Origin of the sequence: Ekhidna lutea, from assembly GCF_900188325.1 — a bacterium.
In the GTDB taxonomy this organism is placed as follows: Bacteria; Bacteroidota; Bacteroidia; order Cytophagales; family Cyclobacteriaceae; genus Ekhidna; species Ekhidna lutea.
This window is the reverse complement of sequence record NZ_FZPD01000002.1, coordinates 759,920-783,615: the sequence shown is the minus strand read 5'-3', so window position 1 is coordinate 783,615 and position 23,696 is coordinate 759,920. Positions and strand designations below refer to the sequence as shown.

19 protein-coding genes and 2 tRNA genes are annotated in these 23,696 nt (G+C 40.1%); 12 read left to right on the top strand and 9 right to left on the bottom strand.

All coding sequences use genetic code 11. From position 1 onward, the window contains the following. Nucleotides 1-15 precede the first annotated feature (15 nt). Together CHB71_RS07270 and corA are read right to left on the bottom strand one after the other, a co-directional pair. Nucleotides 16-537: a mechanosensitive ion channel family protein gene (locus CHB71_RS07270; protein WP_089356230.1), complete on the bottom strand. Its 522-nt coding sequence runs from the start codon at nucleotides 535-537 to the stop codon at nucleotides 16-18. A 354-nt stretch (nucleotides 538-891) separates the two neighbouring features. Then, complete coding sequence (gene corA, locus CHB71_RS07265; protein ID WP_089356229.1) at nucleotides 892-2,046, bottom strand: magnesium/cobalt transporter CorA; 1,155 nt, start codon at nucleotides 2,044-2,046, stop codon at nucleotides 892-894. Nucleotides 2,047-2,149: 103 nt separating this feature from the next. On the opposite strand from corA, the gene CHB71_RS07260 reads away from it, so the two are divergent. Both CHB71_RS07260 and CHB71_RS07255 read left to right on the top strand, forming a co-directional pair. Continuing rightward, nucleotides 2,150-2,695, top strand: a complete 546-nt coding sequence (locus tag CHB71_RS07260) for a cytochrome c oxidase subunit 3 family protein (RefSeq protein ID WP_089356228.1) — start codon at nucleotides 2,150-2,152, stop codon at nucleotides 2,693-2,695. A 265-nt stretch (nucleotides 2,696-2,960) separates the two neighbouring features. After that, nucleotides 2,961-3,668: an outer membrane beta-barrel protein gene (locus tag CHB71_RS07255; RefSeq protein ID WP_089356227.1), complete on the top strand. Its 708-nt coding sequence runs from the start codon at nucleotides 2,961-2,963 to the stop codon at nucleotides 3,666-3,668. A 233-nt stretch (nucleotides 3,669-3,901) separates the two neighbouring features. Here the strand turns inward: CHB71_RS07255 and CHB71_RS07250 are convergent. Then, nucleotides 3,902-3,976: transfer RNA gene (locus CHB71_RS07250), tRNA-Val, on the bottom strand. A 163-nt stretch (nucleotides 3,977-4,139) separates the two neighbouring features. Here CHB71_RS07250 and CHB71_RS07245 point away from each other — a divergent pair. The 8 genes from CHB71_RS07245 to CHB71_RS07210 all read left to right on the top strand — a co-directional run bounded on the left by CHB71_RS07245 (nucleotide 4,140) and on the right by CHB71_RS07210 (nucleotide 9,731). Further along, nucleotides 4,140-4,370, top strand: a complete 231-nt coding sequence (locus tag CHB71_RS07245; RefSeq protein ID WP_144017358.1) for a hypothetical protein — start codon at nucleotides 4,140-4,142, stop codon at nucleotides 4,368-4,370. 222 nt (nucleotides 4,371-4,592) lie between these two features. Further along, a tRNA-Glu gene (locus CHB71_RS07240) sits at nucleotides 4,593-4,664 on the top strand. A 712-nt stretch (nucleotides 4,665-5,376) separates the two neighbouring features. Beyond that, entirely contained in the window at nucleotides 5,377-6,966 is a 1,590-nt protein-coding gene (locus CHB71_RS07235) for a 7TM-DISM domain-containing protein (protein WP_089356225.1), read from the top strand. Between the two features lie 81 nt (nucleotides 6,967-7,047). Further along, a complete protein-coding gene (locus CHB71_RS07230; RefSeq protein WP_089356224.1) occupies nucleotides 7,048-7,263 on the top strand; it encodes a response regulator transcription factor in 216 nt (71 codons plus the stop codon). Nucleotides 7,264-7,302: 39 nt separating this feature from the next. Further along, complete coding sequence (locus CHB71_RS07225; RefSeq protein ID WP_089356223.1) at nucleotides 7,303-7,509, top strand: response regulator transcription factor; 207 nt, start codon at nucleotides 7,303-7,305, stop codon at nucleotides 7,507-7,509. A 273-nt stretch (nucleotides 7,510-7,782) separates the two neighbouring features. Then, entirely contained in the window at nucleotides 7,783-8,712 is a 930-nt protein-coding gene (locus CHB71_RS07220) for a mechanosensitive ion channel family protein (protein ID WP_089356222.1), read from the top strand. Between the two features lie 35 nt (nucleotides 8,713-8,747). Beyond that, nucleotides 8,748-9,104, top strand: a complete 357-nt coding sequence (locus CHB71_RS07215; protein WP_089356221.1) for a sll1863 family stress response protein — start codon at nucleotides 8,748-8,750, stop codon at nucleotides 9,102-9,104. 168 nt (nucleotides 9,105-9,272) lie between these two features. Continuing rightward, a complete protein-coding gene (locus tag CHB71_RS07210) occupies nucleotides 9,273-9,731 on the top strand; it encodes a hypothetical protein (protein WP_144017357.1) in 459 nt (152 codons plus the stop codon). Between the two features lie 49 nt (nucleotides 9,732-9,780). Here CHB71_RS07210 and CHB71_RS07205 read toward each other — a convergent pair whose 3' ends face one another. The 6 genes from CHB71_RS07205 to CHB71_RS07180 all read right to left on the bottom strand — a co-directional run bounded on the left by CHB71_RS07205 (nucleotide 9,781) and on the right by CHB71_RS07180 (nucleotide 15,737). Next, entirely contained in the window at nucleotides 9,781-10,605 is an 825-nt protein-coding gene (locus CHB71_RS07205; protein ID WP_089356219.1) for a CvfB family protein, read from the bottom strand. Nucleotides 10,606-10,641: 36 nt separating this feature from the next. Next, nucleotides 10,642-11,298 carry a 3-oxoacid CoA-transferase subunit B gene (locus tag CHB71_RS07200; protein ID WP_221406694.1) on the bottom strand — a complete coding sequence of 219 codons (657 nt, stop codon included), beginning with the start codon at nucleotides 11,296-11,298 and terminating at the stop codon, nucleotides 10,642-10,644. 88 nt (nucleotides 11,299-11,386) lie between these two features. Next, nucleotides 11,387-12,082, bottom strand: a complete 696-nt coding sequence (locus CHB71_RS07195) for a CoA transferase subunit A (RefSeq protein WP_089356217.1) — start codon at nucleotides 12,080-12,082, stop codon at nucleotides 11,387-11,389. Nucleotides 12,083-12,163: 81 nt separating this feature from the next. After that, on the bottom strand, nucleotides 12,164-14,851 hold the full coding sequence (locus tag CHB71_RS07190; RefSeq protein WP_089356216.1) for an FtsX-like permease family protein: 2,688 nt from the start codon (nucleotides 14,849-14,851) through the stop codon (nucleotides 12,164-12,166). Continuing rightward, nucleotides 14,803-15,186: a PadR family transcriptional regulator gene (locus tag CHB71_RS07185; protein WP_089356215.1), complete on the bottom strand. Its 384-nt coding sequence runs from the start codon at nucleotides 15,184-15,186 to the stop codon at nucleotides 14,803-14,805. Before CHB71_RS07185 ends, CHB71_RS07190 begins: the two co-directional genes overlap by 49 nt. 191 nt (nucleotides 15,187-15,377) lie before the next feature. Continuing rightward, nucleotides 15,378-15,737: a TonB family protein gene (locus tag CHB71_RS07180; RefSeq protein ID WP_089356214.1), complete on the bottom strand. Its 360-nt coding sequence runs from the start codon at nucleotides 15,735-15,737 to the stop codon at nucleotides 15,378-15,380. A 295-nt stretch (nucleotides 15,738-16,032) separates the two neighbouring features. On the opposite strand from CHB71_RS07180, the gene CHB71_RS07175 reads away from it, so the two are divergent. Together CHB71_RS07175 and CHB71_RS07170 are read left to right on the top strand one after the other, a co-directional pair. Next, nucleotides 16,033-20,274, top strand: a complete 4,242-nt coding sequence (locus CHB71_RS07175) for a M4 family metallopeptidase (RefSeq protein ID WP_089356213.1) — start codon at nucleotides 16,033-16,035, stop codon at nucleotides 20,272-20,274. A 110-nt stretch (nucleotides 20,275-20,384) separates the two neighbouring features. Further along, nucleotides 20,385-23,501, top strand: a complete 3,117-nt coding sequence (locus tag CHB71_RS07170; protein ID WP_089356212.1) for a UvrD-helicase domain-containing protein — start codon at nucleotides 20,385-20,387, stop codon at nucleotides 23,499-23,501. Nucleotides 23,502-23,696 lie beyond the last annotated feature (195 nt).

Genomic DNA, 23,696 nt, shown 5'->3' with positions numbered 1-23,696 from the left:
AGGGTAGAGATACCATTATTTTGGTTTTTTCACCTTAACGATTTGCTGGAAAAAGATATTATTAGGGACGGTGAATATGCCGTCCTTATCCTGAAGTTTGGTGTAGATCAAGCCAATGTCAATCACCTTTCCCGTCACTTCTTTTTCCACCAATACAAGCGTATCAGTAATTTTGAAAGGGTTTATGGTATAAATGATGATTCCTGCAACTATGTTGCTGAGGATACTCCAAATGGCAAAAAAACCAATTGCAATGACACCTAGTATGCTTCCCAGAGATATCCATAGGTTATTCAGGTTTCCGCCCCACACGATCACCAGTACAACGATGGTTATGGCATAAAGAGAAAGAACTAATATTCGTTTGGTCGCTGCGGTTCGGTTGGGTTCGTGGTGATATTTTCGTCCCAATTTGGTGATGCTTTTTTGAAGCAGCCAACGAGTGGTCAGAAAGAGTATTACCACCAGGATGGTGAGGATAAACTTAAAAAGGATAGGTGGATTGAGGGCGTTGATGAAATCGGTAATTTCTTGCATTCGACAAAGTTAAGCTGATACCGCTCACATTTGAAATAGTGGCTAAACATAAAAAAAGGTTACTCTGAGAGTAACCCTTTTTTGAAAGCAGAAATTTATTGTTTGACAGTGGTAAACTTGTGTTGGATTAGCTTACGAGGATATTTACTACTAAAAGAGATAAGGCTAACCCTGTCGAACATATCACAAAACTCTTGTTGATTATTCCTTGTTGTTTCTTGGTTAATTGAAGTACAGCCATGGTGGTAATTTGTTGGTTATGAATATGAAGTAAGACATAAAAAAAACCACCTGCAATTTTGTTCGTTGAAGCTGCAAAGAGTGTAGATGATCACCCTGTTTTTAAAGATTAGCCTATAGCCATTTTTTACGTTTGAAGTAAATAAGCATTCCAATAAAAATAGCAATCATCACCCCCCAGACGATAAAATAGCCATTTTTATACTGTAATTCAGGCATATACTGGAAGTTCATCCCATAAATCCCGGCTATAAATGTTAGTGGAATGAAGATGGTTGCCACGGTAGTCAACACCTTCATGGTCTCATTCATCTTCTGGCTTAAAGAAGCATAGTATATGTTGGTTAGGCTTTCTAAGGAGCGAGCGGTTGAGTCTGCCTCTTCTAGTGCATTGGCACAGCTCATGCGAAGATCATTGATGTATTTAACGTTTGGCTTTTGAAAAAAGGAAGTTCGGTTGTTTAATATGTAATTGATGGATTCCATAAATGGAGTAAGGGATTTTTTAATTAGATCCGCTCGCTTTTTGCTTTTCTCAAGTTCAAGTAGCGTCTCTTGTCGTGGATTTTTGTAAACATCCTGCTCCAGTTCTGCTGTGTCTTCATTGATGTCTTCAATGGTTTCGAAGTAATTATCCAGAATGGCATCCAGCAATTGAATCAAGAGGTAATCAGACGAACGCTTTCTGACAAACCCAACTCCTTCTCTGATTTTAAAACGAATATCATCGAAGTGATCGCTCTCCTTTTCCTGAAAGGATACAACATAATTTTTGCCCAGGATAAATGAAAGCTGCTCTACGTCCATGTGATCAGTTTCATCCAGTAGCATGGACTTGATATTGAAGAATAAATAATCATCAAATTCCTCAACTTTGGGACGCTGAGTAGTATCCAGCAATTGACGAACAGACAGTCGATCCAGGTTCATGATTTTTGCAAGGTCTTGAATGAGGTCTACTTCATGCAGCCCATGAATATTCAGCCAATGAATATGAGAATCTTTAGGATTAGCCATCGGACTAAAATCCTTCTCATTGGATTCGGATACTTCGGATTCGTTGAAGGTAAATAGCTGAGCCTTTACCTCTTCTAGTTTTTTTTCGCCGATGAATGTGATCTCAGCCTTCCCCTTGGATTTAGCCTTTAGGTCAGCATACATATTGATAGGGGTGAGGGTGAGCTCAGTCAGTGTTTTTAGCCCTGTAAAAAGCAACTTATCAGGTCTGACTAAATCAATGGGATTGATTTTCTTCATCTTCTTTCTCATAAGTCCAAGATAAAGGATACATCGGTCAAAATGAAAGTAAAATTGTTGGCTTGCAATGTGAAACCTACTTCCTGATCTACCGGTTAAAGGATAGTACAGGGGTATGAGTGAAAAAGAAATAGTTCAGGAAAGATTGCAAGAAAAGCAGCGTATGATCAATGCTGGAAAGCACATGACAAAACTGTTTATTGTTACCAGCTTTCTCATTTTCGTTACGCTCTTAATCGTTTGGATTCTTCAACAGCTCCCGGATCTGATTATCCCTACTATCTATGAAGTGGCCACCTGGTTTATTTTAGTCAGTAGTGCCTTAATCGTTATGAGCCAAATGAAAATCCGAGAGGATGAAATTGAGAAGGCCTTTCGATTCACAGGTCTGGGGTTGTTTTTTGGGTTGTTGTTTTCTGTATTACAGGTCATTGGATGGCAGGAACTCCTAAATTCGAATCTTTCATTTAGAAATATACTTTTCCCATTTGCATTCATTCACTTCATCCATGTCGCTGTGGGGCTTACTCTGCTTATTACTGTTTTTAGAAAAATCAGGGAGTATAGGGTTCATTCAAAATCCAGGCAATACGCCTACAATGTTTTCACGTTCTGGCATTTTTTAGGAGGTGTTTGGCTGGTTTTTATTTTTTTGGGATAGGGGGGTATTCATTTACTTTCTCAATTGAACTATCTCCTATCGGATATCAAAAATTCTCACTGGAGCCACTTCCTTCAGATCAAGGATAGGTGTGTCCTCTGGAAGATTATCAAACCTATTTTGTATATTGATTTTGAAATAAGGGTTAATATGTTCTCAATTTGGGTGTTCTTTTCATTATGGGTATTGGTTTTCAATGCAAATTGAAATCATCTTTTACCAAAAGTCAGAGAAAGAGCAGTAAACTTAATTGAAGCGCCATGTCATGCTAAAGAAACCATTTATACTACTAGCTCTATTTATTACATCCCATACTTCAATTTGTCAATCTTATAAACTGGGCGTACTTGGAGGTCTGAATGGTAATCAAATGAGACCGGATTTTGATATCTATTACTTTAGTCCCCGTGACAATGGTTCTACTCAACCGCTTTTTGGAGGTCAGTTTGGAATAATACTTACCAAACAACTAAGCAGTAAAGTGAATTTAAAGTCAGGAGTACTGACGAAATTGAAGCGAATTACATTGAATTGGGAATTTTATGTTGATGGTGCTATAGGTTATGATGATAATGGCCGTCCGCTTTACGGAATTAGCAAAATAGAACGGACTTATGATATTTCACAAGCCTATATATCAATACCTTTTTTTTTAGAATACAGTATTACACCAAGAATCAAAATAACCGGTGGACCAAATTTGGATGTAAGCTATTATCATAGCGTTAGTAATGAAGGCAATCCAAATGATTATGGATACTATAGTAAGGCAAAATATGAATCTGAACAATTTGATTTTGGTATAAACTTAGGTCCAACAGTTAGTTTTAAGAGAATTGACTTCAGTTTCCTTTATAATAGAAATTTCATGGATGTTTCAAAGTATTTTTCGGAAGCAGACATGTCAGGTTATAAATTTCATGCATTGGAAATCAACCTGATATACTACTTTAAGCTCCAGGATTTACCTTAAGCAAACTCTCATCAGTATCAGGGCGGCAGGATTACTCATACCTACAACCATACCGAACGATCCCTCGTGAAGCTTCGCTTTCGAACCATCAGGCCCTAAAGTATAAAGCCAGACATATTGCTGGCTAATGGTGGGAAGTACTGGATTTGACCGGGCTGGAGTTCCAGCGGACCGGCGTACCGGCCAGCGACCCTCGCCCCTGAATTCAATTAGTAGACTATTTTTTTGTGAAGTGGGAAGTACTGGATTCGAACCAGCGACCCCCGCCCTGTCAAGGCGGTGCTCTAAACCAACTGAGCTAACTTCCCAAAATTGATTCGGTGAATTTATGCATTATCCATCACTTGATCCAAAGCAACATTTAATTTGATTTCAATTAATTAATGTTAAAACGTCACCCTATGACTTCTTTTTTCGTAATGTTGTAATAAATGTTATGATTCTGGTACTAATCACCTAAAGCACCGAACAATGAAACAGAATTATCAAAAAGTAAAAAGCCAATTGAGAATGTTTGCCATAACGCTTGGCTTCATCCTTTCCGGAATGATTGTTTTAGAGAGTTTAAGTCAGGGCAAGCATGAATTGAGTTCAACCAAAGAATCTTATGATTCACTGAAAACCACGATTCAAAACAACAAAGCTTTACTTGTAAATTCCTATTTATTAGGAGCTTCCATAATAAAAGAAGCATTGGATTGACCTCCCATTTTTAATGATATAATCAAGCGAAGAAAAATTCTTCGCTTTTTTTATTTCTGTTCTTTGCTAAAAAGGCCTAGCGTTCTATATTTGCACTCCCAAAACAAACACGGTCCGTTCGTCTAGGTGTTAGGCACGGCCCGGTCAGGGCGACAGGTTTTAAAAAAACCTGGCTTTCGAAAGGAAAAAGTTCTGCTGTTGATTGGGATTTTATTGAAACATGGTCCGTTCGTCTAGGGGTTAGGACGCCAGGTTTTCATCCTGGTAACAGGGGTTCGATTCCCCTACGGACTACAGTAAGAGCCTGGAATTCAAGTAGTTCCGGGCTTTTTTGTGTCTGAATATCTATTTTCAGTACAATTAAGCACATTTCTCAAATAGCCCATTACTCGCTTTCTCCTGATTTTGCTTCAAAAAAGTTATACTAAAGTTGTACACGCTTTTATACCTACTTTGGGTATAAAAATCACTCTAGATGAATACAAGTGTTATAGTGGATTTGCGGGCACTTTAGTATAGTAATCTAGATGAGACCGGTAGATAATTTTGCAATTGAAGAGTTTAATTCAATTTCGTTATGGTCAAATACGATCTTGTTTACAATCGAAAAGGCATCTATTACCTCAAATCAATGTAAATATGAAGACCTTTCATCTTCATTCCATCTTAATCTTATGAGTTTTTTCAACCTTTAAATTTTCGAAATTATTGTCAAAATCGGTTGAGTGATTCGATTGTTGGGTTTCCATTTCAGAGGGATGGTTGATAAAACATCCCTCTGTTATTTTTTTAAGTAGAGCGTTTTTTTAAAAACAATAGAAGAAAAAGTTTGAAAGATTTTATGGATGAAATAAAGATTAGTACTGGTTCGTCATTGCTTTCATGGATTCAATTGATCACCTTTTATCATTTCCCCGTTATTTTATCAAAAGATAAAGTTGAAGATTCCTTTTTCTTTCATATTTTGAGGTCGTTTATGAATTGAATGTTTTTGACAGGATTGTAGGTGTATTTGATAAAGTATTTTCAACTAGCAGCTTTATTCATTTTCGTTAATCACGCTCAGGTTTTTGCTCAACAAAAACTCATCTTGGAGGGTGATGAAGGTGTATTTAATATCAATCCACACACACAGGTTTTTTCAACACAGGATTCGCTTGAAGGTAGTAAGGCCTGGCAGTTAATAAAGGAAGGAAAGTTGACGCCTTTGTCAGAAAAGGTTAACCCAGGCATATCAAATGCTGCTTATTGGATCTACATTCCACTAAAGAATAACCTACCTCAGTCAGAAGCTTTCTATCTGGAAGTAGACTATGCACAGTTAGACTATATGCAGCTTTACGAAATTGTTGATGATTCAGCAGTTCGATTATATGAAACAGGAGATCGGTTTGTGTTCAGCCAACGACCGGTTCAATATCGTAACTTCACTTTTCCAATATCCATTAAGGAAGGGGAGGAAAAGGAGTACCTACTGAATATAGACAAGCGGAAATCTGCTGTTCGATTCCCGCTTACACTTTATACCACCAATTCATTCTGGACGATGTATAACAAGGAGACCATTTTCTATGGATTCTGTTTTGGCACGCTGGCACTTGTGATATTGATTTCTTTATTGGTAGGAATTAGACTCAGTATGCCTATTTTTCTATGGTACGCGCTCTATGTACTCACGTTTGGGTTAAGGTGTTTTGCTAAGCTTGGTTATGGTTATCAGTATATCACTTCTGGTCTTCCGGAATTTAACACCCACTTCTTCCCATTTACGACTCAGCTGTCCATGGTTTTTCTCATTATGTATATTCAGCAATATTTCAACACGGTCAAAAACCTGCCTGTTTTCCATCGTGTCATGGATGGAATTTTACTTTTGTTTATTGTTAGTTCTATTGTATGGGTTCTATTTCCGGGCTTCATCATTTCATTCGGACCTGTTTTGATATCGATGCGATATGTAGTGGTTTGTACCATTATTGTATTCGCTTACTACAGTGCTTTTCAGCATTTAAAGATCAATTCTTTCCGTGCCAAAATGTTTCTGCTTGGCTATTCAATGTTCTTCCTCGGGGTTTTTAGTCAAATTTTAATGGAGTATGGGGCAATAGACCGATCATTAGTTCCAGGAGATCCACTTTTTGCAGGATTTTTCATGGAGATAGGAGTGCTCTCTTATGCCATGGTTGTGTTGATTGTAAACATCGTGAGAGAGAAAAATACCCTTAGCAGTGACAATGAAAAGCTACAAAACAATCTGGAAAACCTAAAGGAAAAATCTAAAGCCACAGAGAACTCTTATGTGGTTTTAAAAACCAAAGCGCTCCTTGATCCTAAGCGCATTAAATACATTCAGGCAGACGATCACTACCTGGAGTTTTATTTGATCGATAAAGAAAGACCGGAAATAGACCGGAATAAACTTAGTGAGTTGCTTCAATCCCTCCCCATGCAATTTGTGCAAACCCACAGATCCACAATAGTAAATCTGGAGTATGTAAAAACGATCTATAGCAATCACCTGCTGCTGTATGACGACACTGAATTGAGATTATCCAGAACTTTCAAAAAGAAGGTTGAGGAAAGGTTGATTAAGTAGATTTCTGCATTTCACGTCAAGCTATATGTCACTCACGACAAAAGTTTGTTTTTACCGAAGTAAGGGCACTTAATTAGGGGTATGGAAACAACTAGCACAATCATCGAAGAAAAGCTTAATAACCGCGAAATTCAGTTGATTAGGTGGTTAAGCAAAGGCTATACACGGAGTGAAATAGCAGACAAAATGGCCATGAGTATCCATACTTACGATGGGTATCGAAAAAATATTCGAAATAAACTACAGATTAAAAATCATGCAGATTGGGGTAGGGTGTTGTATCAGATAGCAAGCTGATTAAGGTAATTCCTCTTTTAATATCACAACCGCATATCTATGAACAAAGAGAATGTAATTGCCTCATTAAGTGATCGTGAAACGCAGCTAATCCAATGGGTAAGCAAAGGCTATTCACGAAGCGAAATTGCAGAAAAGATGAGCATGAGTGTACACACCTATGATGCTTACAGGAAAAATATACGCATTAAGCTTCAAATTAAAAACCAGGCAGATTGGGCTCGAATATTAACACAGCTTGATTAAAGAATACCCCATGTTAGGTATTGATAAGGAAATGGGTAATTTCTATCTTCAACTTCTAATTAATGAAACAACTAGGAAAGTTCGTCAAAAGTGACGACTAAGGCTGCCCCGATGAATTTTCATCGGGGTTTTTTCTTTGATTAGTAAAAACTTTCTCATTTCGAGAAAAACTCATAATACCTCATCCACTTCCTCATACCCTGAATGTACTTTTAAAGACTCTGGAATAGTTTTTTCATATAAAATAGTTGTATTAACAACGACTTTTTAAATATGGAATTTGGAATAACTAAAGCAGTAGAAATTTTAACGGATAAACTTCAGGGATGGCTTGAGTCGCTAACGGCCATGCTACCAAACTTTGTGGTAGCGATAGTTGTGCTCGTGTTATTTTTCTTTTTAGCAAGAGGTGTAAGGTTATTATCAGATCGGGTTTTCAAGAAATTTTATGACAATCCGGCTATTCGAAATTTATTTAGTACCACAGTATATATCACAGTAATTGCTATAGGACTCATGGTGGCATTGAACGTGTTACACCTAAAACAAACTGTGACTTCATTGTTAGCCGGTGCTGGTATCATTGGTTTGGCTCTTGGTTTCGCTTTCCAGGATATATCGGCCAATTTCATTTCCGGTGTTTTAATAGCGATCCGAAAACCTATTCAACCTGGAGATATTATTAAAGTAGATGATTTCATGGGTACAGTGGAGGAGATCAACCTTCGCGTAACCATCATCAAAACCTTTCAGGGATTACATGTCATAATCCCAAACAGGAAGATATTTCAGAATGCACTCACTAATTATACCAAGACCAACGAACGTAGAATTGATTTGGAGTGTGGAGTTTCTTATGGTGATGATCTTGAGAAAGCCAAGGAGCTGGCTGTGGAAGCTGTGGAGTCACAATCGTTCATCATGGACAATTCTGAAGTAAAGCTTTTTTATACAGGTTTTGGAGATAGTTCCATTAATTACGTGCTACAGTTTTGGATTAAGTATCCGGACCAACCTGGTTTTCTCGAAGCAAGAAGTCAGGCGATTATGGCAGTGAAGAAAGCATATGATGAAAATGATATTACAATCCCATTTCCAATACGAACACTGGATTTTGGAATAAAAGGAGGGGAGACATTATCAGATATGAATATGCAAGTGTCCTCCAAGAACGGATATAAAAAAGAATCTGTTAATCAATAAGAAACATTTACGGAACCTGAAAATTTTAAATAACCATGGAAGAACTAAATATTATAAACGAAGCATACATAAATCAAAAGAATAAATACGAAGAAAGTATCAAGACTTTTGCTGATAAGCTTGAGGAAAAGATCAATTTCTTAAAAGAAAAAGCTTCTGATGTAGAGCAGTCTGCACGCGTGACCTATGAAAATAGGGTTGATCTACTCAAACAAAAAAAAGATGAAGCTTTGGATCATTATCAAAAGATACGTGAGACTAGTGAAAGCAAGTGGAGTGAAGTAAAAGGTGAAGCTTCAGCTAAGATTAATGATCTGAAAGATGAAACTGAAACAGCATACACTGGAATTAAGAATGGGTTTTCGTACCTGTTCGATAAGTTCAAAAGTTGATTGGTTATTCCCAATCTTCCATATGGCCGACAGAAATGTCGGCTTTTTTGTTGTTTTCCAAATGATCTTTTGATGAGATGAAATGGTTCATTTCTATTATATATACTTGCCATTTTTAAAACTAAAACCCTATAGAGAACGATGAAGAAAGCAGTTTTAATGATATGCATGATCGCATACTTCGGTGTTGTAAATGCGCAGGAAGAAATAACGTTTAGCGATGAGGAGTTGACGAAGTATGCAACCGTGATGGTTTGGGCTGAAAAGCAAAAAGAAGTAATGACAGAAACCTATAATGGTTGGATTAACAATGATCAAACACTTGAAGCCGCTCGATTTGTTAAGATCAAAAGTGCAGGTGGAGACTCTTTGAAGCTTCAGAAGTTTGAAGTGACAGATGAGGAGTTAGTTGCTTTTGAACAGATTCAAACAAGCTACGACTCAATGACTTCATCCTTTAAGGAAGTATACATAGGCAAAATCAAAGGGGATATTGGTGCTGGTCTTTATAATTCATTGAAGAAGGAATTAAAGTCTAATGACGAGATCAAAACCAGATATCAGGCCATCTACGAAGGATTGAAAAATGAAAGTGCTACTGAGGAGGAGGAAGAATCTGAGGAATAGTTAAATAAGAGATCAAACTATATGCCTCACAGATTACTGTGAGGCTTTTTTATTTGACTAATCTAATCCCGTCTTTTTCTAGTGAAATTAATTTCCCTTTATAAAGAATTCCAACCGATCGTTTGAAGTTCTTCTTACTCATTTGAAGCAGTGATTGAATTTCATTCGGATCACTTTTATCATGAAGAGGGAGGTAGCCATCATTGTTTTTAAGCTCGTTTAAAATTTGCTGAGCACCAGCTTCCAGATTTTCAAGACCTTCCTTCCTTAGGCTAATATCCAGCTTGCCATCAGGTCTCACAGCTTTCACAAATCCTTTTATCTTATCTCCCTCTAGCACATCATGAAAGAGGTCGTTCTCGTAGATCAAGCCTTTGAATTGATTGTTCACCACTACATTCACACCCAGGTCAGTGGTGTTGGTAATAAGCAAGTCCACTTCCTCGCCCTCTTCTACATCAATCTCATCACTGAAATACTTTGCTACCTTGGCTGTAGCCACCGGTCTGTCCGTCTTTTCATCAAGAAAGATATAGACCAGGCACCATTGACCTGTTCGAAGTTTATTTTTCTGCTCTGAAAACGGGATGAGTAAATCCTTATCTATCCCCCAATCCAAAAATGCTCCGACACTACCTGCATCTTTTACCTTCAGATAGGCAAACTCAAAAACTGTGGCATAAGGTGTTTGTGTAGTGCAGATGATCCGATCTTCTGAATCACGATAGACAAATACCTTTAGCTTTTCGCCTTTTTTTGTGCCATTTGGGATGTATTTGGTGGGGAGGAGGACATCCGTGCTTCCATCTGTAAGATACGCCCCCGGATCAGTTAATCGATCCACCATGAGTGTTTGATATTCGCCTACATGCATAGGTTGCAAAGGTAAACGAACTTAACTGTGCATGAGCTAAATTTTCATCTCAGGAATTTCTCCTTCCACTACAAGTCTTCCTGCGGTTGCATTTTTGATTTCTTCTACAGACACGCCGGGAGCTCGTTCTCTTAGTTTAAATCCTTCCTCCGTGATATCTAAAACGGCAAGGTTAGTCACGACTTTATTTACACACTTAACTCCGGTGAGGGGTAGCGTGCATTCAGAAAGAAGCTTGGATTCGCCTGCTCGGTTTGTATGCATCATTGCGACAATGATGTTCTTTGCAGAAGCTACCAGGTCCATCGCACCACCCATGCCTTTTACCATTTTTCCTGGTATTTTCCAGTTGGCTATATCTCCTGTATCCGTTACTTCCATAGCTCCAAGAACAGTCAGTTGGACATGCTGCCCTCTGATCATGGCAAAAGAGGTAGAAGAATCGAAAATCGATGCTCCGGGTAATGTTGTGACTGTTTGTTTCCCGGCGTTAATAAGGTCAGCATCCACTTGCTCTTCTGTGGGAAAGCCACCCATGCCTAGTAATCCATTTTCCGATTGAAACTCTACATCAATTCCTTTAGGGATGTAGTTGGCTACCAGCGTCGGTATTCCAATGCCAAGATTTACATACCATCCGTCTTCCAGTTCTTGTGCGATTCGTTTCGCTATTCCGTCTTTATCAAGCATAATTTGGTTAATTAGATAATTAGTAATTAGTTAATTGGATTTGCAATTGGTTTTAATCTTAGCAGGACTAATCAACCAATTCACCAATCAACTAAGTTCTAATTGTTCGTTGTTCAATTCGTTTCTCGTATTTCTCACCTTGAAAGATCCGCTGAACGAAAATTCCCGGTGTGTGAATGAAGTTGGGGTCAAGCTCACCGGGTTCTACCAATTCTTCTACCTCAGCTATAGTGATCTTACCAGCCATCGCCATGGGTGGGTTGAAGTTCCGTGCTGTTCCTTTAAAGATGAGATTACCAGCCCTATCGCCTTTCCATGCTTTTACAATAGCAAAATCAGCGGTTAGAGCCGATTCTAAAATGTGTGGCTTGCCGTCAAACTCCCTTACTTCCTTTCCCTCAGCTACCTCTGTTCCGTATCCAGCCGGAGTGAAGAATGCAGGTATACCTGCACCACCAGCTCTGCAACGCTCAGCGAGCGATCCCTGGGGAATAAGATCTACTTCTAGTTCGCCACTCAGCATTTGTCTCTCAAACTCGGAATTTTCGCCAACATAAGAAGAGATCATCTTATTGATTTGTCGTTTATGAAGTAAGAGTCCGAGACCAAAATCATCCACTCCTGCATTATTAGAAATACACGTAAGTCCTTTTACTCCTGATTTCACAAGAGCGGCAATGGAGTTTTCTGGGATGCCACATAGCCCGAAACCGCCGAGCATGAGTGTCATATTATCTTCAATTCCGCGGATGGCTTCTTCCGCATTGGCTACTACTTTATCAATCATGGTTTGAAGTTATTGCGATTGTGCAAATAAAAAAAGCCATCCGCAAAACACAGATGGCTTCTTTGAATTTTCGCTTCTTATTTATTCGTCTTTTAGACACTCCACAGGGTTAACCCTAGTTGCTTTTAAGGTTTGATAAGCAATGGCCGCCAATGTCAACAGGGTTGCGACCACTACCGGCATGGCTATTAGCATAAAAGAAATATTGGTACGGTAAACGAACCCCTGAAGCCAATCGCTCATAAACCAATAGGCTACTGGTAATCCAATAATAAATGCAATTGCAATGAGTATCAGGAAACGATTACTTATAATCATCCAGATATTTTGAGTGGACGCACCCAACACTTTTCGAACACCTATTTCCTTGAGCTTAGTTTCAATAATGAAACCAACCATGCCGATAAGCCCCAAACACCCAATGAGAATAGCAATGACTGCAAATACTTTGATCATAGTGCCCAGTCGCTCCTCTTTTTGATATTGATCATTAAATAGGTCATCAACAAATCGGTAATTCGGATCACTTTCCGGATCAAACTGAGCAAAAATATTTTCGATATAATCAAGTGTTCCTCTAATATCTTCAGCACCTATTTTGAGACTAATGCGACGATATCTATCTCTGGTAAGAAACAGGGTAGGTACGATTGGACTATGCAATGATTCAAAATGAAAATCATCCATTACGCCAATGATTCTCCCTTCCGATGGACCATAGCCTAACTTTTGTCCCACTATTTCAGCTGGGTCTTCGAATCCCAATGCCTTGCAAGCTTCCAGATTAATAATGTAATAGCCTGTTACCATGGTGTCCTGTACTAGGTCTGTTTCCATTCCATCTCTAAAGTTTTCGCCAGCCAAAATGTCTATTCCATAGGTGTCGAGGAAATATTTGTCAACAGTAACTACTGGTAGTCTAAAGCTTGTGGCAATTGCAGAGTCTCCTTTGTAAAAGCGGGAACCCCAATTATCAGCTAACCTGCCTGTTGGGATCCGGGAAGAAAATGCGGCTTTTTCAATTTGTGGATTCTTTAGAAGCTCACTTCTAAATGTCTCGTTGCTATAGTCTCCCCGAGGTAATCTTAGGGTAACCATATAATCCCTGTCAAATCCCGGATCTGAATTTTGAATAAAATTCATTTGACTTTCTATTACCCCAATTGCAAACAAGAGCCCGATCGTTACAATGTATTGGAATGTGACCAGAAAGGACCTAAAATTCCATTTACTGGAATTCATTGACTGCTCGCCTTTCAATGCCTGCACAAGATTGATTTTAGAAAGAAAAACTGCTGGATAAAGGCCGGCTAATCCACCTACTAATACCATCAATAAAATGAGCCCCATAAAGATGTCTGTCTGAACGAGCGGATTAAATGAAAGCTGTTTTTCCATAAACTCATTGAGATAGGGGAGTGCCCATAAAATCAGCAATACCGCAAGCGGGAGAGAGACTATCACTACCAATAATGATTCAGATAAAAACTGTTTGATCAAAGAAGATTTAAATGCTCCTATCACTTTTCTAACGCCTACTTCTTTCATACGTCTGGAGTAATGGGAGGTAGCGATGTTCATATAATTAACACAAGCAACAAGTAGTAAGAGTATACCTACAACACTAAAAATGTACACTTGCTCTATGGATCCGTTTGTTTCATATTCACCTTCCAGGTTAGATTTTAAATGGATATCAAGCAGTGGCTGAAATTCAAAATCGTAAAAGTCTCGTGCAGCTGAACCGGAATCAAAATTTCCGATGTACTTATCCCAAAACTCATCATTGGCAGCTTCTGTTAATTTTGGAATGTCTGCTTCCGGGTTGGTGCGGATGAAGGTCATCCAATTGTAATTTCCTCCAACATTGTTGGCTGCATCTTCTCCCATTATCATTTCCACAAATCGGATTGGAGCCAGGTAGTCAAAATGAAAATGTTGCTGATCGGGCATGTCTTCAATAACAGCAGTTACCTTGAAAGGAGCTTCATTATCATCCCGTGATAAGCTCACCGTTTCACCTATAATGTTTTTTTCCTCCCAGTCATTGCCGAATATTTTAATTGCGGAGGCACGTGTGAGAACTAAAGAGTAGATGTCTGGAAATGCGGACTCTTCAGAGCCGGCCAAAAACTTAAAGTCAAAAATTTCAAATGCATCAGGATCACAAAAGATCACAGGTTCGCCACGAAATGTTTGTTCCTGGTACTCCAGGTCTGGGAAAGCCCATGGATAGAACCTGGTTGAATGGGTGATTTCAGCATAATCTTCTTTTAATAATTTAGCGTGTCCCGCCGATGCAAAAGCCCATTGACGACTGATATCACCATCAGTTGTATAGTTCTTCACAGTTACGCGATAGATATTCTCTGCATGCTCATGATGCCTGTCATAGCTAAGTTCGTCTTTTACAAATAAAGCTATGAGCACAAATGCGGCTATCCCTGTAGAGAGACCGATTACATTGATTACCGTACTGGATTTATATTTCCAGAGGTTTCTTAGTCCGATTTTAAAGTAGTTTTTAAACATAGTCGTTTCCTTTTCAATTGAGTTTTGAGCTTCTATTTTTTTGACCTTATCAGGTTTAAATAACCTGAGTATTTGAAGGGTATACCACCGCTTAGCCCGTAGCAGTCCAATACCTTGCGCTTTTTGATTAAACTCCTCTTCCAAATCTCCCTGCACGTCCTCATAGTAGTCCTCTTTGAGGAACCATGCTAGGAATTTTGTAGACCAGGATGGGGGAGTCTTCCGCTGCTTATCCATGCTTTTACGTATTCATATGATACATCCGGGATGGCTGACCAAAGTTTTTGACGTGTCTCTTTAGCATAATCCAGTGCCGCCTTGCCTGTCTTAGTGACCTTGAAGTATCGCTTTCGTTTGCCACCTCTGATCGCTGTGGCTTCCCCAAGTTCGGATTTCAAATAGTCCTTTTTTTCCATCCTTCTCAATGCTGTTTGCAAAGCACTAACACTCACACTTCTTTTAAGACGTTCTTCAATATCCTCTTTTATTGAAACGCCGTAGGCTTCCTCATGTAAGATGGCTACCGTAAGCAATACGATTTCTTCAAACTCTCCTAACTGATACTCTTTCATTACATAGACTTTAATTTCTAAATGTAAATTAAATAATAAAATTGCTAAACGTAAATAATATAAAAAGGTTGAAAGGTGAGTCGTCCCACCACTTTAAGTGGGGACGAATGAGATCGAAGAAGACTTAGGCACAAAAAAAACCGCCCTGAAGAATCAGAGCGGTCTACAAATTGATCTAACTTATTTCTAAATTAGATAGTTAGCTTAAAGTTAACAGGAACTGCGATTAATCCAACAACCGATTGTCCTGCTGCATTTTTTGCAGGTTCGAAGTTCAAGTTTGGTAGAATATCTTTTACAGCATCTCTAAGATCAGAGCATGGGTACTCTTCAAACCTGTGATTAATTACTTTTCCCTCTTTATTTATTTTCAAAGTCACAATTACTTTTCCCTCAATGCCTTTTTCCTTGCATACCTGAGGATAATCAATGGTAGAGATCACTTCTTTGTAGTTAGTTGGTTTTGGATTTACCGCTTCACCATCTCCATTAGTTGCTTGTACCCCAAGTACACACAGCACCATTGTAAGTATCAGTAATTGTTTTTTCATAATCGTGTTTCCTTTAATGTTTCCTAAATATTATCTAGGTGAGGATGTAATGTTATCTCAAAGTTATGAAAAATCAAAATCTGCGCAATTATTTGTTAACATTAAGATAACATTGGAATTAATATGCGCTTATCTTTCTTTTTATAGTGTTTTGCCCTTATAATAAGTATGCATGCAGATTATTATACTGAAAAAAGGTATGCATGCAGATATAATATTTTGAAAAAAAAATACAGTCTTTGTACATTGCCATTTTTTATGGAATAAATACAATTACTAATTCAACCTTATCACTATGTTAAAATCACTATTTACAAAGGTGATTCAGGCTGCATTCTTTTGTTGCTTTGGGTTACTTTCAGCTAATGGGCAATTGTCTTCTCAAGACATTGCAAACAATTTATCTTCTGATTCAAGAGTTTCTGATTACACGATGGATGCTAATAGAGGTACTCCTTCGATTATTAAAATGAATGAATCCGGGGCTACACTGGCTGTGTCAGAAGTTCCGGCATTCTTACAGTCAGTTTTGGGGTATGGAACTGAAACGGAGTTCGTTTCTGAATCTATTACTACATCACATGGTGTTACTGTGGAACAGTTTAGGCAGTACACTAATGGGATAAAAGCCGAACATGGAGTAATTAAGGCTTTGTCACGAAAAGGAGTGGTGACGGGGTTCGCAGCAGAATATTATGCGCTTTCTCCCTCTTTGATCAACACACCCTCACTTTCAGAGGCTGATGCTTTGGCAGCAGCACTTTCTCATATAGATGCCAGCTTGTACGCTTGGGACTATATCGCAAGCTTAGGCTCAGGGCCAGATTTCGACGCGGCGTATCAGGAAGCCTACCCAAAAGGAGACCTGGTTTTAGTTGATAATTACAATACACTTGAAGTAGATGTATCGCTGGCTTACAAGTTTGATATTTACGCGGCAGAGCCATTGTCAAGAGATGATATCTATGTCGATGCTGCTACTGGAGAAGTCCTCCTGGTTGATGCGACGATCAAACATGCGAACGGACACTCCAAAGATGAAATTCTTGAGACAGTAGAAAAAAAACGAGTGCAGAGTACTCAGGCAACCGGGGATACCCGATATGCAGGAACGAGAAATTTTGATACTTCTCAGGATAGCAATGGTAATTGGGTGTTAAACGGATTTACTCCAACTGGGGTAGCAAATGAAACCAGATCCTACGATGGACTTGTGCCAGATGCAGTACCATTGGTCATATACACCCAGCTGGTAACACCACTCTCTGTGGCAATTGCTGATGGTGACGGTACCGTTCTTCATCCTGAGGTAGCTGATAATATATGGAATGAATCTGAGCACAGAGTGGATGATTTTAACACCACTCCATACCCGCTAGGAAACGAAGCTAATAATGATGACATAGCATTAGATGCACATTGGGGAGCTGAGGTCGTGCTTAATTACTGGGAACAGAAGCACGGAAGAAATAGCTATGATGATCAGGGCGCTAAGCTTTTCAATTACGTCCATTATGGAAACGCCTATGATAATGCCTTCTGGAATGGAGAATCTATGACATATGGTGACGGAAGCTATCAGGGAGGAACGAATCCTGATGGAAGTTTTGCACCTCTCACATCAATGGATGTTTGTGCCCATGAAATTGGACATGGTATTTGCGAGCATACTTCTGATCTGGTTTACGCACGTGAATCGGGTGCTATGAATGAGGGATTCTCAGATATTTGGGCAGCTGCTGTTGAGTCTTACGTGCTGACCGAGATAGATGCTTCTTTAGAATTCGATCCGTGGGGAATTGGTGAGCAAGTAGACGAAAGAGATGGAGGACTTCAGCCAGGAGATCCAATGGCGAGAGCCCTGAGATGGATGGATGATCCTAAAGCTGCCGGAGACCCGGATTCTTATGGTGGAGAAAACTGGATTAATCAAGTAGGTTGTACGCCAGGTCTAACCAATGATCAATGCGGGGTGCATACAAACAGTGGAGTACTGAATAAATGGTACTACTTACTTGTAACAGGAAGTGGGCAGTCGTTTTCAGTAGGATTGAATAAAAGTGCGCAAGATGATCAAATCAATGATGCGGGCGAGTCATATGCTGTAAATGGCCTGGGCTATGATCGAGCTTCTCAGATTGCTTACATATCTGAGACACTGTTATCTCCGAACGCAACTTACGCTGAGATGAGAGAAGTGTCCATTTTGACAGCTCAAACACTATTTGGACTTGCTTCAGATGAAGAGATTCAGACAACTAATGCCTGGCATGCGGTTAATGTTGGTGAGGCCTATAGCATAGGTGAGCCTAATACCATCATGTTCAGCGATAGCAATCCGTTAATCTACAGTGAGGACAATGATTTAAATGGTTGTGAAGATTTCAACGTGTATCCAGTGTTCATTTCAAGTGTTGAGGTTCCGTCTGGTACTACTGTGAATTTAAGCACAGCCGGAACCACTGCTTCAGAGGGATACGATTATGATATTTCAACGCGAACATTGACTTTTAGTGGCACAGAAACTCAAAGAGTTGATATAACTGTGTACGATGATGCAGATATTGAAAATGTAGAAACTATAAGTCTTTCATACGTTTTTAACGGGGAATTTTTCAAGCAGGAATTTTCAATCTCAGACAATGATTTTACCCCAAGAACCGGTAGTAGCGTGATGGAATTATTACCTACAGAGACCTTTGACACATTCGGTTTTCCTACGGGGTGGTCTTCAGTAACCTTATCTGAAGGGAATAACATGTGGAAAGTCAATGGAGATTTGACTGCAGCTGGAAGGGCTTACATTAGTGATGGAATCACAGATATCCCATTCTACGACCAAAACTCTCCGACATCTGTAATGTTACTTTCGCCCGTTATCAACGCTAAAGGAACGAAGGATGTGACAGTAAGCTTCGACTGGGAAGCTGGCGGTGAGCGAGATGCCCTGGATCATAGTGTTATTTATGATCATGGCGAGTTGATGTACTCGCTGGATGGTGTATGGTTTGAACCTGTACAAAAGTTTGTTGGAGACGGAGTGCTGGGTGCTGAAACCACCAGCGGGACGTATACCGCAACTTTGGGAGATCTGGATGGTGAAGATTTCATACTGGGATGGAAATGGTTCAATGACACCAACGCTGGAACCCAGTTCAGTTTTGCTATTGATAACGTGACTGTGACAGCCACGCCACTTGGCATTGAGACGCAAGCAGGTTCAACTGCCTCCGCGTCTGTGAATAAAGGTTCAGTGGTTTACTTCATGAGTGATCAGGATGGAGCACTTATCGGGATGATTGAGAATACATCCGAGGATTTAGGATGTGTCACGCTTTCAGTAACAGACGAAGGGTCAAGCTTTAGCGTGTTCTCAAACATTTCTACGGCAAGACCTTCAAAAGCATTTGGGATTGAAGTGGAAAATAGTAACGCCACGTATGATCTGACAATGTACTTTACAGATAATGAACTAAACGCATTTGATGAAACCATTGCTTTAATTCCTATCAAAGTGAATTCTAGTGACATTAATGATGCGGATGATAGAGCGCGCAACTTCCAGTTAAATGGTACTGTCACTGATGTTAATAGTGAAGACATGTATCGCGCATATACTGGCACATTCTCAGGTTCTGGGTCCGCCAGTATTGTTCAGGATTTTGCATACTGCACGGATGCACCTTCACCATGGACATCTGCAGATGTAGGAAATGTGGGTGCTACAGGATCTATCTGTCACATCGACGGCAATTTTGAGCTTTCTGGCTCTGGTCGAAGAATCGGTAAAAAGTCTGATTCGTTTTACTTTACTTATCAGCAGCTCAATGGTGATGGAGAAATTATTGCACGGGTAAATTCATTGCAGAATACACACCGTGAGGCGAAAGCGGCAGTCATGTTTAGGGAATCACTGGATGCAAATTCAAAATTTGCAATGACCGCTGTAGTTGCAAATCCATTGTTGACCGGAACGCAGGCTCAACTGGAATACAGAAACTCAACAGGAGCAAATGCAAAAGGTAAAGGTTACAATAGCGTTCAAACGCCGGAATTTATTCGAATTGTGAGAAGTGGAAATACGTTCACCTCTTACGTTTCTGATACCAACGGAAATTGGCAGCAAATTGGAACAAGAAGTGTAAACATGGGACAAACAGCATATGTAGGATTAGCGGTTACTTCTCATTCTTACGGAGCGCTTAGTACAGCGGAGTTTAGTGATGTACAGGTGACACAAACCGCTCAAAGCGCTAGTGCAAGAAGAGCTGAATCAGCCAAGCCTGCAAACACCTCCACCTATGATTACACGATGTATCCAAACCCGGCTACAAATAGTATTCAGGTGAGAAATGCTGGAGCTACCCTTAGGTCCATTGAGATTTATAGCTTATCAGGAATGCTGATGAAGCAGGTTTTACCTGAGCAAATGAGCGTTATTACCATTGATATTGCCAGTCTTCCTAAAGGTATTTATGTGATGCGCATGATTCCACAAGATGGTGAAGTTGTAACCAATAAATTTGTTAAAGAATAACAGCTATTTGGATTAAGTTGATAAGCCACTGTGACTTTGTTGCAGTGGCTTTTTTTATATATTGATTTGAAATTTTCTGCCTTGCCTGACTAAGACTTATTTTCGTATCCATGTCGCTCACCATATATCGATCTTCTGCGGGTTCGGGTAAAACCTACACTCTCGCCAAAGAGTATTTAAAGCTGGCCTTGAGGAGCCCTGATTATTATCAGCGCATACTTGCTGTGACTTTCACAAACAGAGCCGCCGAAGAGATGAAAGAGCGTGTACTCGAATTTCTCATTGATATTTCTAAAGGAAAGCATGAGCTGATTTCAGTCTACGAGGAGGAATTAGGCAAGTCACGTGATGAAATCATGCAGGCTGCAACTAAGTCGCTGACACATCTATTACACCACTATGGTTACTTCAACATCACCACGATTGATACATTCTTTCATCGGGTAATCCGGGCTTTTTCACGAGAGATTGGCTTGCAGGGAAGTTTTGGGATAGAGCTGGATATAGATAAAGTAGCAGAATTTATCACCTCACATGTATTTCAGGGAGTAGAGGAGAATAAACAGCTTCGGGATTGGCTGGTGGATTTCTCCATGAGCAAAGTACTTGATGGAAGCAGCTATGAATTTAAGGATGATGTAAACGAGCTGGCCAGGCAGCTTTTCAAAGAAGAATTTAAGAAGCTCCCGAAAGGGCAGTTTGAAGATGAGCAAGCCCGGGAGAAAGTAAAAGAGCTCAAGTCTGAGTTGTTGAAGAAGAAGCTGGCTTTTGAACAAACAATCAAAAAATACGGTCAACAATTTTTTGATGCCCTTGAGGGTACAGGAATAGAACTGGACGATTTTAGCGGGGGGAAGAAGCGTACCATTCCCAATTTCTTTAATCGATTACTCAACGCAGACTACTCCATAAATAAGACCATTCAAAGTGCGACAGATGATGCTTCAGCCTGGTCAGCCAAAACGAGCCCTAAAAGAGATTTAATCATTCAGTTTGCGGAAAATAACGGTATTGCCTTATTAAAGCAGATGAGTGAATATGTGGAGCAAAATGAGAAAGACTACTTGACGGTAAAGGCTATTTTAAAGCACCTGTTTACTGTTGGGCTTATCGCCAACCTTTCACAACAGCTACAGGAATACAAAAGAGAAGAAGAGGTTATCATGATCTCAGATCTTCCGGACTTCCTCTCTCAGATCATAGATGATTCAGGCTCTCCTTTTATCTACGAAAAGGTAGGGACCCGGTATTCGCATTTTCTTATTGACGAATTTCAGGATACCTCCCAGTTTCAGTGGAACAACTTCAAGCCACTACTGGAAGAAAGTCTTGCAAACGGAAATGAGAATGTGGTTGTAGGTGATGCTAAGCAATCTATCTACGGCTGGAGGGGGGGCGATCCTACTTTGCTACTGAAAGGAATCCAAAAGGATTTGTCAGCGGAGCTGGACCACACCAAAAGCACCAACTGGCGGAGTGCACGAAACATTGTGGAGTTTAATAATAAACTGTTCTCATCATTGCCCCGAATCATGGCAGATGAGATGAGTGAAATTATTACTTCTGAAGAGCGAGATACCATTTTAGCAACCTACGATGAAGTAGAGCAGGAGGTGGCACCCAAAAATCAATTGGTAGATGGGCTCGTACAAGTAGAGTTTCTGGAAGCTGAAAGAGGGGAGTGGAAGCAGCGCGCAATGGAACGAACAACAGAAGTGATTGAATCACTCTTGCTTGAAGGACATCAGCTTAATGATATGGCAATCCTCGTCCGATCTAATAGAGATGCCGCAGATATAGTCAATCACGTCCTGGAGTACAGACGCACGACGGAAACCAAAGTGGAGGTGATATCGGCAGAAGGGATGTTGCTTGCAAATTCATCAGTCGTTCAGTTGTTACTCTCTGCCTTTAAGCACCTGATCCAACCGGAAGATAAAAGCATTTTAGCCGATCTGGTGTATCGCTATCAGCAAGACAGTAAGAACAGACATTTTGAATCTCATGCAGACTTTTCGAAACTCGCGACCGGAGGCTTACCGGGAAGTTTTACCAAGTATAAGCAGCATTTGCTTCACCTTCCCATTCTTGAGTTGACTGAAGTTTTGATTCGTTGTTTTGAACTGGACAAAGTAAAGGCTGAATTTGCATACCTACAGGCCTTTCAGGATGCCGTGTTGGAATACAGTAAAAATCACCGATCTGATTTGCGCTTATTTTTAGAGTGGTGGGAAGATGCCGGGAAGAAGCGATCCGTTCAGCTAACCGGAGCATTGGATGCCGTGGAGGTGATCACCTCTCACAAGTCTAAAGGGCTCCAATACCCGATCGTGATTGTGCCATTCTGCAACTATCGATTTGATGCCATGTCGCAACCTACCTGGTACCAGTCGCCTTACAATAATATTGAAGCAGTACCGGTAGATTATAAGTCAGAACTGGATAAAACCCACTTCTCGCCCAGCTACAAAAAGGATTTTGCGAAATGGCATCTTGAGAGCCTGAATGTGCTGTATGTAGCTTTTACACGGGCAGAAAATGGACTTTATGCCTTTTGTGAACCACCACCGAAGAAGCAGGACACCATGTTTGGTACAGCTTCCAAGCTATTGTTTAAATATTTTGATTCTGAGAATCCTGAAGGTTGGAATGCTGCGGCTTCCATCTATCATAAGGGTACACTTCCCGTCAAGCATAGAGAAGCCCCGGATCAATTAACTGCTTTAAAAGGCTACCCGACTTTTAAATGGAGTAAGAAGCTGACCGTACGCAAGACCGGAAAGGCCTACTACGACGATGAGGTCGAAAAGCAACGAAATGAAGGAATTCTACTTCACCAGATTCTTTCCGAGATCATTCATTGGGAACAAACGAAAGATGTGCTGGATCGATATGAACGGTCAATGCAGATCACTCCGGAAGACCGCAAACGATACGAAACCCTGATCAATAATCTTTGGAAAGACGAACAAATTAAGTCTTGGTTTAGTGGAATAGGTGAGGTGAAGACTGAAGTAGTAGTGCTACCAAAAGACGGAGATACGAAGCGTATGGATAGGGTAGTTATAGATGGAAACAAAGCCAGGGTTATTGACTTCAAAAGTGGCTTTCCTAAATCAGAGGATAACCGCCAGCTAAAGGAATATGCCTCTTTGCTTGCCCAGATGGGCTATGAGGTGGAAGGATATCTGCTATACCTGAAGAGTGGGGAGGTACGAGAAGTATAAGAGACTTGAAGATCCCGGCACAGGGCCGGGATATGTACTCGCAGTATCCCGGATTATTCGGGGACGCCTAGTCCGGGATCTTCCATAGAATCATCTTCCGCACAGGGCCGGGATATAGGACTTGCAACTATCCCGGATTAATTCCAGGCCATATTGCTAGTTGAGTCTATTTTCTATTCCTCCTTACTCAGTGGG

Excerpts from the sequence above, each read along its gene's own strand:
- CHB71_RS07270 (WP_089356230.1), bottom strand. The coding sequence starts at position 537 with ATGCAAGAAATTACCGATTTCATCAACGCCCTCAATCCACCTATCCTT.
- corA (WP_089356229.1), bottom strand. The coding sequence starts at position 2,046 with ATGAGAAAGAAGATGAAGAAAATCAATCCCATTGATTTAGTCAGACCT.
- CHB71_RS07260 (WP_089356228.1), top strand. The coding sequence starts at position 2,150 with ATGAGTGAAAAAGAAATAGTTCAGGAAAGATTGCAAGAAAAGCAGCGT.
- CHB71_RS07255 (WP_089356227.1), top strand. The coding sequence starts at position 2,961 with ATGCTAAAGAAACCATTTATACTACTAGCTCTATTTATTACATCCCAT.
- CHB71_RS07245 (WP_144017358.1), top strand. The coding sequence starts at position 4,140 with ATGAAACAGAATTATCAAAAAGTAAAAAGCCAATTGAGAATGTTTGCC.
- CHB71_RS07230 (WP_089356224.1), top strand. The coding sequence starts at position 7,048 with ATGGAAACAACTAGCACAATCATCGAAGAAAAGCTTAATAACCGCGAA.
- CHB71_RS07225 (WP_089356223.1), top strand. The coding sequence starts at position 7,303 with ATGAACAAAGAGAATGTAATTGCCTCATTAAGTGATCGTGAAACGCAG.
- CHB71_RS07220 (WP_089356222.1), top strand. The coding sequence starts at position 7,783 with ATGGAATTTGGAATAACTAAAGCAGTAGAAATTTTAACGGATAAACTT.
- CHB71_RS07215 (WP_089356221.1), top strand. The coding sequence starts at position 8,748 with ATGGAAGAACTAAATATTATAAACGAAGCATACATAAATCAAAAGAAT.
- CHB71_RS07210 (WP_144017357.1), top strand. The coding sequence starts at position 9,273 with ATGATCGCATACTTCGGTGTTGTAAATGCGCAGGAAGAAATAACGTTT.
- CHB71_RS07205 (WP_089356219.1), bottom strand. The coding sequence starts at position 10,605 with ATGCATGTAGGCGAATATCAAACACTCATGGTGGATCGATTAACTGAT.
- CHB71_RS07195 (WP_089356217.1), bottom strand. The coding sequence starts at position 12,082 with ATGATTGATAAAGTAGTAGCCAATGCGGAAGAAGCCATCCGCGGAATT.
- CHB71_RS07190 (WP_089356216.1), bottom strand. The coding sequence starts at position 14,851 with ATGGATAAGCAGCGGAAGACTCCCCCATCCTGGTCTACAAAATTCCTA.
- CHB71_RS07185 (WP_089356215.1), bottom strand. The coding sequence starts at position 15,186 with ATGAAAGAGTATCAGTTAGGAGAGTTTGAAGAAATCGTATTGCTTACG.
- CHB71_RS07180 (WP_089356214.1), bottom strand. The coding sequence starts at position 15,737 with ATGAAAAAACAATTACTGATACTTACAATGGTGCTGTGTGTACTTGGG.
- CHB71_RS07175 (WP_089356213.1), top strand. The coding sequence starts at position 16,033 with ATGTTAAAATCACTATTTACAAAGGTGATTCAGGCTGCATTCTTTTGT.
- CHB71_RS07170 (WP_089356212.1), top strand. The coding sequence starts at position 20,385 with ATGTCGCTCACCATATATCGATCTTCTGCGGGTTCGGGTAAAACCTAC.